Below are 11773 nucleotides of genomic sequence, written 5' to 3'. Positions count from 1 at the left end.
CTGAGCCTAGAGCGAAAACGTCCCGACGATCGGAATATGATCCGACGCCTTGGGTTCGCCGCGCGTGGCCTTGTGGATATCGATGCTTTCCAGATGATCCGCGGCCTGTGGTGAGCACAGCAGGTGGTCGATGCGGATGCCTTGGCCCTTGTTCCAGCGGCCGGCCTGGTAATCATAGAATGTATACTGGTGGGCGCGGCCATCGAGCTGTTCAAAGGCCTCGGTCAGGCCGAGCCATTTGAGGCGGTCGAAGGCGGCGCGGCTTTGCGGCAGGGCGAGGGCGTCCATCTCCCAGACTTCCGCATCCCAGCAATCGCTGTCGCGCGGGATGACATTGTAATCGCCGGCCAGGACCAGTGGTTCTTCCAGCTTGAGCAGGGTTTCGGCGTGGCGGGCGAGACGGTCCATCCAGGCCAGTTTGTAATCATATTTGGGACCCGGTGCCGGATTGCCATTGGGCAGATAGATCGAGGCGACGCGGATCGGGCCATTCGGTGCCGAGATGACCGCCTCGAGATAGCGCGCCTGCTCGTCTTCCTCATCGCCGGGCAGGCCGGGCAGGGCCTCCTCGATCGGGAATTTCGACAGGATGGCGACGCCGTTATAGCTCTTCTGGCCATGGGTGATGATGTTATAGCCGAGCCGTTCGATCTCCTCGCGCGGGAAGCCCTCATCGACCGTCTTGATCTCCTGCAGGCAGACAATGTCCGGCTTGGCCTCGGCCAGCCAGTCGAGCGCATTGGCCAGGCGGGCCTTGATGGAATTGACGTTCCAGGTTGCGATAGTGAGGGTCATGAGTGATCCAGGGCTGGATGATCGGGAGGCGTCCAGTCTAACCCGTTTCGGCGGAGAGAGAAGCCAGGCTACAGGCTGGACTGCACAGCATTTTCTGGCGATGGATGCTTTCCCCGGCACGGTCGAAACCATCGGGCCCCGGCCGCGTGGTGACCGCCATTTGCATCCGATCTGCGGTCCTGGCGCATCAGAGTGTTGATTGACCACTCGGGGGAATGACATGCCGATTTCCAGATCCATACTTTTTGCGCTTGCCTCAGCGGCCAGTCTGGGTGCTGCGGCCACGGCTCAGGAGGCCCGCTTTCACTATGATGGCGATCTGCGTCTGAGCCCGCAGACGGGACGCCTGGCAGCCGATTGGACCATCACGGCGCATGAGGATGATTTGACCGAGGTCAGCTTCTTGCTCAGCGCGGCGCTGGGGGAGGCGCAGATCGGCGGGCCCGATGTCGTCTCGGCCACCAGCGTGTTGGCCGAGGGCTTCAACGGCGCAATGCGCACCTACACGGTGGTGCTCGCGCCCAGCGTGAATGGCGCCGACCGGGTGGTGACGATGACCTATTCCGGCGCGCTCTTCGCCGAACCGGCGCGATCGCCGATCAATACGCTCGATACGGACAAGGTCGAGCTCACCGTCGACAGTTTCTGGCTGCCCTTCGATCAGCGCTTCTCATCCCTGGTGACCGCTGATCTGGACATCTGGCTGCCGGGTGAGTGGGACGGCGTCACCATGCAAGCCATCACGCGGACGGCCGGCGGGTTTCACATTGACCAGGACATACCGGCGCTGGATCTGGCCTTTACCCTGATGTCGGACGCCCGTCGCATCGAGGCGCCTGGCTATGTCATCCATGACACGCGCAATCCGGGCGGCGAGAATCTCGACGCTCTGGCCGGTGCGCTGGAGCATTGCACAGGCTATCTCAATGACCTTTCAGCCGGTGCCGGCCCCTTGCCGGATGCTTCCATCATTGTAACCAGCCGCGATGAAGGGGGCTATTCCCGCGGCACGCTGATCGCGCTGACCGATATCGCGGAGACTTCCGAGGCCAGCCTGACCCAGTTCATCTGCCACGAGCTGAGTCACTACTGGAGCCATGGCAATGCCATGACGGTCGAAAACTGGCTCAATGAGAGTTTTGCCGACTACATCGCCATCATCGCCATGCGGGATGCTCTTGGCGAGGCCGCCTATGAAGACCGCATCGCAGCCTACCAGCGCCAGGTCGAGGCTGCGGCGCAGGAACTTCCACCGGTCTGGACGCCCCAGACGACCGACCGTCCGCCCTATCTCGTGGCGTACCGCAAAGGGCCGCTGGCGCTGGCACGCGCCGAAGCGCTGATCGGGCGCGAGCCGTTTGCACGCTTCATCCGGTCGATGATGCAGGCGCGTGTGTCCACTACACCGCAAATGCTGGACGTATTCGAGACCGTCGCCGGGCGCGAGGATCGGGAGGCATTCGAGGCGGTGCTGGCCGAATAGGCGCTAGAAGCCGGCGAAGCGCGCAAACTCATCGACATCCGCGCGCTCGGTGCGCGTGGCATTCACCGGGGCAAGCGGATCGGCATGGCCCAGGGCGATGCCGCAGAACAGGGTGAAGTCGGCTGGGATGCCGGCGGCGGTCTTGACCGTTTTGGGATAGATCGACCAGGCCTCCTGGGCACAGGTGCCCAGGCCGGCTTCGGTGGCGGCGAGCAGGAGGGACTGGATGAACATGCCCAGATCCGACCATTGGCCCGGCTGCATGTCCTTGTGGATCGATACGAAGAGCCCGACCGGTGCGCCGAAGAATTCGAAATTGCGCGCGACATGGGTGAGGCGGGCCATCTTGTCCTCGCGTGGGATATCCATCGCGGCATAGACGGCCTCGCCGCAGGCGAAACGCCGGGCGCGCCAGGGGTCGATGATCGGCTTGGGATAGATCTGGTATTCCAGCTCCGGCTCGCCGAAGGGATGCTCGGCCTGGGTCGCCTTGACCGCATCGATCACGCGCTGGCGCGCTTCGCCGGTCACGACATTGATCTGCCAGGGCTGGAGATTGCCGCCTGATGGCGCGCGGGCTGCGAGGGTCAGCAAGTCGCGGACCTGCGCCTCGCTGACCGGGGTGTCGAGATAGGCCCGCGTCGAGATGCGTGCGGCCAGGGCGTCAGCGACGCCATGCGGGATTGTCATGTCGCGCTCAACCCTCGCCAATCTTTTCAAAACTGCCGAAGATCATGCGTTCGCCGTCGAAGGGCATCACGTCCGGCGTCATGCGTGGATCGGACATGATTTTTTCCATCGCGGCGTCGCAGGTGGCCTTGTCCGGCCAGATCGCCCAGGAAAAGGTAACGGTCTCGTCGTCCTGCTTGTTCACCGCTCGCGGGAATGAGGTGATCTTGCCATCGGGCACATCGACGCCCCAGCAATCGACGCATTCCAGAGCGCCATATTCCTTCATCATGGCGATCATGATTTCGCTGCTGTCCTCAAACGCCTTTCGATTGGCATTCGGTACGGCTGCGACATAACCTTGAACATAAGCCATCAAATCGCTCCTTCATCGACAGGCTGGCAATCCGGGCCAGCGTTTCGGCCCTGAATCAGACCGAGAAACTCGTGCCGCAGCCGCAGGCGGCGGTGGCATTGGGGTTGTGGATCTTGAAGGAGGCGCCGATCAGCTCGTCGACATAATCGATCTCCGAACCTTCCAGGAAGGGCAGGGAGGCCTCGTCGATCACGACCTTGGCGCCGTCGCGCTCAAGCAGGAGATCGTCCGGCTGGACGTCGGTGTCGAGGTCGAATGTGTAGGAAAACCCGGAACAGCCGCCACCGACCACGCCAATGCGCAGGAGGCTGGCTGCCGCCTGGCTGGAGATGATGGTGTTGATCTGCCGGGCCGCATTGGCGGAAAGTGTCACAGATGTCGTCATGATTGGGCCATATCCGGCGTTCAGTTTCAGGGCGTCTTGCTCTATATGGACCCGCACCGGCATTGATGAAAGAGCTGAGCGACATGATGATAGCGGCCAATGACCGGTTTCGCGCGCCCTATGCGTGCCATCCTTCACAATCGCGCGGCCGGCTGTTTGCCCAGCCCGACAGTGCCATGCGCAACGCCTTCCAGCGCGATCGCGACCGGATTATCCATTCCGGTGCCTTCAGGCGTCTGAAGGAGAAGACCCAGGTCTTCGTTGCCCATGAGGGCGATCAGTATCGCACCCGCCTGACGCATTCGCTCGAAGTCTCGCAGATCGCGCGCACCCTGGCGCGGGCGCTGGGCGGCGATGAGGATCTCGCCGAGGCGCTGGCCCTGGCCCATGATCTCGGTCATCCGCCTTTCGGCCATTCCGGTGAGCGGGTTCTGGCCGAGAAGATGAAGGCGTTTGGCGGGTTTGATCACAATGCCCAGACCCTGCGCGTCGTCACCAAGCTGGAGGTGCGCTATCCGGAATTCGACGGGCTCAATCTGACCTGGGAAACCCTTGAGGGCGTGGTCAAGCATAATGGCCCGCTCATGCCGGCCGGCGGTGATGGTTCCGGTCTTGCCTGGGCCTTCACCGACTATGAGGACTGGCGCTCGCTCGAGCTGCACACCCATGCCGGGCTTGAAGCCCAGATCGCGGCGCTGTCGGATGATATCGCCTATAATAATCACGATCTGGATGACGGGTTGCGGTCCGGTCTGCTGGAGCTTGAGCCGCTGCTCGACCTGCCTTTGCTGGGCGACATCTTTCGCCGCGTCGAGACGCGCTGGCCCGATATCAAGCGCAATGTGATGATCCATGAAGCGGTGCGCGAGCTGATCGGCCTGATGGTGGGCGATGTGCTCGAGGAGACGAAACGGCGTCTGACCGAAGCACAGCCGGCCAGTGCCGATGCCCTGCGCCAGCTGGATCAGCCCATGGTCGCCTTCTCCGAGGACATGCTGGCAATCCTGGCGGCGCTACGGCGGCATTTGTTCGCCAATATGTACCGCCATTACAAGGTCAACCGCATGATGAGCCAGGGCCAGCGGGTGATGAGCGATCTGTTCGATCTCTACCTCTCCGATCCCGGTGTGCTGCCGCCCGATGTGCAACGCGATATGGGCGAGGCCGGTTCGGCGCAGACAGCGCGGGCGGTTTGCGATTACATCGCCGGGATGACCGACCGCTTTGCCGTCGAGGAACATCGCCGGCTGTTTACCGTGCAGGGATATTTCTGATGCGCCTTGCCTCACGGCCTGCCAGACCGGTAAGTGCATGGGACAGACAATGTTATCGTAATGGGGTGCCGTGCGATTCGCGCGGCGCAGGATCATTGCCAGACGCCGGGATAAAATGACCGATCAGGACGACGACGCTCGCCTCGGGGCCTATGCACCACCGACTGATGAGTTCGCGACATTTGATGCGCGCGATGAAGATTCGCGCCGCGGCCCGCTTTTGCTGGCTGCGGCCTTTGCCGTTTTCGTACTGTTTCTCGCCGTTGTCTGGAGCGCCTATAATCAGGGCCTGCGCGAAAGCGGCCGCGATGGCGCGCCGCGCCTGCTGGCCAATACCGAGCCGTATCGCGAACGCCCGCTCGATCCCGGCGGTGTGCAGACGCCCGATACCGATATGGAAGTCTATGACCGGCTGAGTGGCGAGGATCATACCGATGAGGCCGTCACGACGCGTCCCGGACCGGAAGAGCCGCTCGATGAGAGCCGTCCGGCCCTGCGGATCGAAACAGTGACAGCCGATCAGACCGGCACGCAGACCGAGCCGGACACGGCCCGTTCGCCCGATGTGACGCCGCGTCAGGCTCCTGACCGCCCCGAGCCGGCCCGCCCGGAGCCCGAGCGCTCCGCACCCTCCCAGCCGCAGCGCGCCGAGCCGGAAGCGCCAGCCCCTGCGCCGGCGCGTGAGCCGGAGCCCGCCCCGGCGGCATCCGGGATCGCTGTCGATACGAGTGGCGAATGGGTGGTTCAGATCGCGTCCTTCCGCTCGCAAGCTGATGCCGAGGCCGCCTGGCTGGCCTTCCGCACCCGTTTCTCCAGCATTGCTGCGGGTGTGGCTCCCGATGTGGTCGAGGTCGATATTCCCAATCGCGGCATTTACCATCGCCTGCGCATTGCCGCCTTCGCCAGCCGGGATGCAGCGGTGGCCTATTGTGGCCGGCTGCAACAGGGCGGGCAGGATTGCCTGGTGGCGCGTCGATGAGCATCAGTGCAGCGATCTACGGATTGTCTGGGCCCAAGCTCACGACGGTCGAGAAGGCCTTTTTCCGCGATGCCGATCCCTGGGGTTTCATCCTCTTCGCGCGCAATATCGACGGGCCGAAACAACTCACCCGCCTGACCGGAAGCCTGCGCGATGCGCTTGGCCGCGATGTGCCGATCCTGATCGACCAGGAGGGCGGACGCGTCGCCCGCCTCAAACCGCCGACCTGGCGCAAGGCGCCGCCGGCCCAGCTGTTTGGCGATCTGTTCGAGCGCGAGCCGGAAGCGGCGATCGCAGCGGTGCGCCTCAATCACCGCCTGCTGGCGCATGAACTGCGCGGTGTCGGCGTCGATGTTGATTGTGCGCCCGTGCTTGATCTGCGCATTCCCGGCGCTGACGACATTATCGGCGATCGCTCCTTTGGCGAGACGCCCGATATTGTTGCCCTGCTGGGCCAGGCGGCGATGGACGGGCTGATGGCGGGGGGTGTTGCGCCGGTGATCAAGCATATCCCCGGTCATGGCCGTGCCGATGCCGATAGTCATCTGGCACTGCCGCGCGTCACCGAGGAACATGGCCTGCTCTCGGAGACGGATTTCGCCGCCTTCCGCAAGCTCAATACGGCCGTGATGGCGATGACGGCGCATATTGTCTACGCCGATATCGACCCGGAAAATCCGGCCACCACCTCGCCCGATGTGGTCGGCAATGTGATCCGCGGCGAGATCGGCTTTGACGGTTTCCTGATGACCGACGACCTCTCCATGAAAGCGCTGTCGGGTACATTCCGTCAGCGCGGCGAGGCCTCGATCCGCGCCGGCTGCGATGTTTTGCTGCACTGCAATGGTGATCGCGATGAAATGCGCCAGGTCGCGGAGGCCGCTCCAAGGCTGGACGGCAAGGCGCTCGAACGGGCACATCTGGCCGAGACGGCGCGCGAGGCAATCGAGGATTTCGACCCGGAAACCGGCGAATCAGAGCTCAATGAGCTGCTGGAGTTGGCCAGACGGTGAGGGCGGCGTGAACACTGAGTTCGAGGAAGAGCTGAAATTCGAGGCGGCCGAGGAGGCCGAAACGGATGCGCTCGTCGTCGATCTCGACGGGTTTGAAGGCCCGCTTCACCTTCTGCTCGCCCTGGCGCGCAAGAAGAAAATCGACCTGGCCCGCATCTCCATCCTTGAACTGGCCGAGCAATATCTCGGCTTCATGGCCGCTGCCAGCCGCAAGCGGCTTGATCTGGCGGCCGATTATCTGGTGATGGCGGCCTGGCTCGCCTTCCTCAAGTCCAAACTTCTCCTGCCAAAACCGCCCAAGGATGACGATGAACCGGTCGAGGTGTTGGCCCAGGCGCTGGCTTTCCGCCTGCGCCGGCTCGATGCGATGCGCGCCGCCGGTGAAGCCCTGCATGCGCGGCCGCTGGAAAACCGTGATGTCTTCCTGCGCGGGGCGCCGGAAGGCGTGCGCTCGACCCGTTCGGTGATTTACGAGGCCGATCTGCATGATCTCCTCTCCGCCTATGGCACACGCCGTTCGGCCCGGATCCGCTCGGTCTACCGGCCACAAACGCCACGCGTTTACGGTCTGGAAACTGCGCGTGAGCGGTTGGAAACAGTGCTGCCGCAGGTGAAAGACTGGCGCGAGTTTGATAGCTTGCTGCCGGACGAAGCGGATCTGGGAGCCAACCCGCCGCCGCGCATCTCCGTGCGGGCGAGCTCGGTGCTGGCGGCGCTGGAAATCACCAGGGACGGGCATGCGCAGCTGCGGCAGCGCGAGCCCTATGCTCCACTCTATGTGCGGGCCTGCCAGAGGGATGAGACTGCCGATGAGTGATGACGAGGAAACCCGGATTGCCGACCCGATCAGCGACGCGATTGCCAGCCTGCGTGCGCGCGCCGAGCATCAGGGTCCGAGCGCTGATCGCGAGGCATCTGAAGCGCTCGGCCTGAGGCTGGCAGTGGATACCGAGCGGGAGAATCTGCGCCTGCTCGAGGCCCTGTTGTTTGCCGCTGCCGAGCCCCTCGACGAGGAAACCCTGATTGGTCGCCTGCCGCTGGAGGCCAATATCCAGGCCCTGCTGGCAACCCTGGCCGAGGAATACGCCTCGCGCGGCGTGCGTCTGGTCGAGGTTGGCGGGCGCTGGCGTTTCGAGACGGCGCCGGATCTGGCCGACGCCCTCAATGAGGTGCGTCAGGAGCCGCGCAAGCTCTCGCAGGCGGCGCTCGAGACCCTGTCCATCATCGGCTACCACCAGCCGGTGACGCGCGCCGAGATCGAGGAGATCCGCGGTGTCGCGGTCTCCAAGGGCACGCTGGACCTTCTGTTCGAGCTGCGCTGGATCCGTCCGCGCGGTCGTCGCCGCACACCGGGGCGGCCTTTGACCTATGGCACGACGCCGCGCTTCCTGGAATATTTCGGACTGGCCTCGATCGGCGATTTGCCCGGTCAGGCCGATCTCAAGGCGGCCGGCCTGCTCGACGCCCGCATTCCGGCGGATTTCTTCATGCCCGATCCGGGCCGTTCGGAGGGCGATGTCGATGGCGAAGACCCGCTCGATGAAGAGGATCAGCGCACTTTCCATATCGACTTCATGGATGATGATGCTGATGTTGGCAGCGAAGATATCTGATCCCCGCATTGGACGGGGCCGGGTAACTGGATTAGACCTTGTGACAATTGGTTAGACGGAGGGGCAAATGGCTCCCGGAATGTGGCAAATCCTTCTCGTCGTATTGCTCGCGGTGCTGTTGTTCGGCGGCCGCGGCAAGATTGCAGCCGTCATGGGCGATTTCGCCAAGGGCATCACCAGCTTCCGCAAGGGGCTGAAGGATGAGGAAGAGGACGGCGAAGGCGACGACGCTGCCGCTCCTGCTCCCGGCCTCGACGCCGCGGCGCGCGAAGACGAAAAAACCGGAGTTTAACCGCTATGGCGCCCGGCATCGGAATGCCGGAAATGCTGGTGGTGCTTGTTCTGGCACTGGTTGTGGTCGGTCCGCAGCAATTGCCGGTGCTGATGCGCCGGATTGGCCGCATGTTGGCCCAGGCCCGCGGCATGGCGCGCGAATTCCAGGCCAGTTTTGACGAGCTCGGCCGCGAGACGGAATTGTCCGATTTGCGCAAGGAAATCGAAGCGCTGAAGCGCGGCAATCCGATCGAGGAAATCTCCGGCGAACTCGACAAGGCCGCGCTCGAAGCCCAGAATGACAAGATCCGGCAATTGAAAATGGCGAGCGCCAATCGTATCGGCGATAGCGGGTTTGGCGCGCCTCAACCGCCGCGGCCAGTGCCATCGAAGCCCATGCCGTCGAAACCTGAGCCGGCCAAGTCCGAACCTTCCAGTCCTGAGCCGCCACGGCCAGACGCGTCCAGGGACACTGAATAGCCCCCATGGCCGAAATCGAACATGACGAGGTCGAGTCGAGCCGCGCGCCGTTGATGGATCATCTGATCGAGCTGCGTCAGCGTCTGCTGCTGGTGATCGGATTCCTGACCGCCGGTTTCATCGGCTGTTTCCTGATCTCGGCGCTTTTGTATGAATGGCTGCTCGCACCCTATAGCGACGCGGCCTCGCTGGTGCGCGGCGTTCCGGTCGAGGAGCTCGACCTGACCGCGAATTTCTTTGCGCCGCTCGAATTCTTCTTCGTCAAGCTCAAACTGGCCCTGGTTGGCGCCATCATGGTCGTCTTCCCGGTCATCGCCTGGCAGATCTATGGCTTCGTTCAGCCGGGCCTTTACAAGAATGAGCGCGGTGCCTTCGCGCCCTTCCTGGCACTTTCACCCGTCCTGTTTGCGGCCGGGGTGAGCTTTGTCTATTTCCTCGTCCTGCCGATGGTGATGCGCTTCTCGCTCGGCCAGGAGCAGGCCAGTGCGGGGCCAGGGATTTCGATCGAGCTTCTGCTCAATGTCTCCGACTACATGAATCTGATCACGACGCTGATGCTGGTGTTCGGGATTTCCTTTCAGATGCCGATCCTGATGATGCTTCTGGCCAAGGCCGGCATTATTAATTCGAAGCAAATGCTGGGCAGCTGGCGCTTTGCCGTGGTCGGGATTGCGTTGTTTGCGGCCTTCGTGACGCCGCCCGATCCGATCAGCCAATTGATGCTCGGCTCGGCGCTTCTGCTGCTGTATTTCATCTCCATCGGCCTGATGCGCTGGATGGAACCGAAATCGACCGAGGTCGACGAAGCCTGATCCGCTTTGCGCGGGGCCGGTTTACGCCAGCGGCGCTGAGGGTTATAGCCCGCTGACACCCTGTTGAACTGAGATCACCGCCATGCACGATATCAAGCTCATTCGCGACGATGCTGCCGCTTTCGACGCCGCCCTCGCCCGGCGTGGCATGGAGCCGCAATCGCCGGCTCTGCTCAAGCTCGACGTCCAGCGCCGCGAAGCGCTTGGCCGCCAGCAGGAGGCTGAGACCGAGCGCAATGCCCTGTCCAAACTGGTCGGGCGCGCCAAGGCCAGCGGTGATGAGGCCGAGTTCAACCGGCTGCGCGGCGAAGTCGACCGGCTCAAGACCGTGCTCGAGGAAAGCAGCGAGCAGGCGAAGCATTTTGACGAGGCGCTGAACCAGCATCTCGCCGCCCTTCCCAATCTGCCCGAGGCCGATGTGCCGATGGGCAAGGATGAGAATGACAACCAGGAAATCCGTCGCTGGGGCGAGCCCAAGGCTCTGGGCTTCAAGGCGAAAGACCATGTCGATCTCGGTGAGGGCCTCGGTCAGATGGATTTCGAGGCCGCTGCCGCCATGTCCGGCGCGCGCTTTGTGGCGCTCAAGGGCGGACTGGCCCGGCTGGAACGCGCCCTGGCGCAATTCATGCTCGATCTGCACACGGGCGAGCACGGCTATATGGAAGTCAGCCCGCCCTATATGGTGCGCGACGAGGCCATGTTCGGCACCGGCCAGCTTCCCAAATTCGCTGACGATCTTTTCCGCACCACGGATGGCCGCTGGCTGATCCCGACGGCGGAAGTGCCGCTGACCAATCTGGCCCGCGATGCAATTCATGACGATGCCGCGCTGCCAATGCGCATGACGGCCTATACGCCCTGTTTCCGCGCCGAAGCCGGTTCGGCCGGCCGCGATACGCGTGGCATGATCCGCATGCACCAGTTCCAGAAAGTGGAAATGGTCGCCCTGGTGAAGCCGGAAGACAGCGCCGCCGAACTTGACCGCATGACGGGGTGTGCCGAAAAAGTCCTGCAATTGCTGGAACTGCCCTATCGGGTGATGCTGCTGTGCAATGGCGATATGGGTTTTTCCGCCCAGCGAACCTATGACCTCGAAGTCTGGCTGCCCAGCCAGGATGCCTATCGCGAGATTTCGTCCTGCTCCAATTGCGGTGAGTTCCAGGCGCGGCGGATGAATGCCCGCTTCCGCAAGGAGGGCGAGAAGAAACCGGCCTTCCTGCACACGCTCAACGGTTCCGGCGTCGCCGTCGGACGCGCCATGCTGGCCGTGATGGAAAACCACCAGAACGAGGATGGCTCGATCACCATCCCGGCCGTGCTGCGCCCCTATATGGGCGGGCTGGAGCGGCTGGAGGCGTAGTTTGCCCCGGGAGTGACATTGATGGTGGCCTGGTGTGGCGCTGGTGGTGCCGGGGGTGTGCCTGGGTGACAGTTTGGTTTCGGACTTTGTTTCGACAAAGGGCAATGAAACCAGCTGGTTAATGTGTTTCCGAGGCGTTTTCCGATCCATTTCCCCGATTTTCCGCCTGCCGCACCGTTTTCGTCCCTGCCAGTATACGGGCGCGGCGCGGCAGGCGGATAAGTTGCGGGCGTGACACAAGGCTGCATGGCCCAGGGCTCC

At 63.2% G+C, this 11773-nt stretch carries 14 protein-coding genes; 10 read left to right on the top strand and 4 right to left on the bottom strand.

What is annotated here, in order from left to right; translation table 11 throughout:
* Nucleotides 1–6: 6 nt before the first annotated feature.
* Complete coding sequence (locus BLT42_RS04980; RefSeq protein ID WP_091767736.1) at nt 7–795, bottom strand: exodeoxyribonuclease III; 789 nt, start codon at nt 793–795, stop codon at nt 7–9.
* 220 nt (nt 796–1015) lie between these two features.
* On the opposite strand from BLT42_RS04980, the gene BLT42_RS04975 reads away from it, so the two are divergent.
* The gene (locus BLT42_RS04975) at nt 1016–2278 is read left to right on the top strand and encodes a M1 family aminopeptidase (RefSeq protein WP_091767732.1); all 1263 of its coding nucleotides are present in this window, start codon (nt 1016–1018) and stop codon (nt 2276–2278) included.
* Between the two features lie 3 nt (nt 2279–2281).
* Here the strand turns inward: BLT42_RS04975 and BLT42_RS04970 are convergent, their stop codons facing one another.
* Genes BLT42_RS04970 through erpA form a run of 3 tightly spaced genes read right to left on the bottom strand, consistent with a single transcriptional unit; the run spans nt 2282 to nt 3708 of the window.
* On the bottom strand, nt 2282–2968 hold the full coding sequence (locus BLT42_RS04970) for a nitroreductase (RefSeq protein WP_091767729.1): 687 nt from the start codon (nt 2966–2968) through the stop codon (nt 2282–2284).
* Nucleotides 2969–2975: 7 nt separating this feature from the next.
* On the bottom strand, nt 2976–3323 hold the full coding sequence (locus tag BLT42_RS04965; RefSeq protein WP_091767726.1) for a DUF1428 domain-containing protein: 348 nt from the start codon (nt 3321–3323) through the stop codon (nt 2976–2978).
* A 55-nt stretch (nt 3324–3378) separates the two neighbouring features.
* On the bottom strand, nt 3379–3708 hold the full coding sequence (gene erpA / locus BLT42_RS04960) for an iron-sulfur cluster insertion protein ErpA (RefSeq protein WP_091768149.1): 330 nt from the start codon (nt 3706–3708) through the stop codon (nt 3379–3381).
* Nucleotides 3709–3773: 65 nt separating this feature from the next.
* Between erpA and BLT42_RS04955 the strand changes: the two genes are divergently transcribed.
* From BLT42_RS04955 to serS, 9 genes are all read left to right on the top strand, one after another.
* Entirely contained in the window at nt 3774–4982 is a 1209-nt protein-coding gene (locus tag BLT42_RS04955) for a deoxyguanosinetriphosphate triphosphohydrolase (RefSeq protein WP_091767723.1), read from the top strand.
* A gap of 115 nt (nt 4983–5097) precedes the next feature.
* Entirely contained in the window at nt 5098–5961 is an 864-nt protein-coding gene (locus BLT42_RS04950) for an SPOR domain-containing protein (protein WP_091767720.1), read from the top strand.
* On the top strand, nt 5958–6974 hold the full coding sequence (nagZ, locus tag BLT42_RS04945) for a beta-N-acetylhexosaminidase (protein WP_091767717.1): 1017 nt from the start codon (nt 5958–5960) through the stop codon (nt 6972–6974). The genes BLT42_RS04950 and nagZ overlap by 4 nt, the downstream gene beginning before the upstream one ends.
* Nucleotides 6946–7791, top strand: coding sequence for a segregation and condensation protein A (locus BLT42_RS04940; protein WP_233342327.1), 846 nt, complete (start codon nt 6946–6948; stop codon nt 7789–7791). The genes nagZ and BLT42_RS04940 overlap by 29 nt, the downstream gene beginning before the upstream one ends.
* On the top strand, nt 7784–8587 hold the full coding sequence (gene scpB / locus BLT42_RS04935) for an SMC-Scp complex subunit ScpB (protein WP_091767714.1): 804 nt from the start codon (nt 7784–7786) through the stop codon (nt 8585–8587). Before BLT42_RS04940 ends, scpB begins: the two co-directional genes overlap by 8 nt.
* Nucleotides 8588–8654: 67 nt before the next feature.
* Entirely contained in the window at nt 8655–8879 is a 225-nt protein-coding gene (locus tag BLT42_RS04930; RefSeq protein WP_091767711.1) for a twin-arginine translocase TatA/TatE family subunit, read from the top strand.
* A 5-nt stretch (nt 8880–8884) separates the two neighbouring features.
* A complete protein-coding gene (tatB, locus tag BLT42_RS04925; protein WP_233342326.1) occupies nt 8885–9340 on the top strand; it encodes a Sec-independent protein translocase protein TatB in 456 nt (151 codons plus the stop codon).
* A 5-nt stretch (nt 9341–9345) separates the two neighbouring features.
* Complete coding sequence (gene tatC / locus BLT42_RS04920; protein WP_091767708.1) at nt 9346–10152, top strand: twin-arginine translocase subunit TatC; 807 nt, start codon at nt 9346–9348, stop codon at nt 10150–10152.
* A gap of 82 nt (nt 10153–10234) precedes the next feature.
* On the top strand, nt 10235–11512 hold the full coding sequence (gene serS / locus BLT42_RS04915; RefSeq protein ID WP_091767705.1) for a serine--tRNA ligase: 1278 nt from the start codon (nt 10235–10237) through the stop codon (nt 11510–11512).
* The last annotated feature ends 261 nt before the right edge of the window (nt 11513–11773 follow it).

Origin of the sequence: Maricaulis salignorans (assembly GCF_900103475.1) — a bacterium.
In the GTDB taxonomy this organism is placed as follows: Bacteria; Pseudomonadota; Alphaproteobacteria; order Caulobacterales; family Maricaulaceae; genus Maricaulis; species Maricaulis salignorans.
Note: the sequence above shows the minus strand (reverse complement) of the source record. Positions and strands in the feature narration are given on the sequence as shown.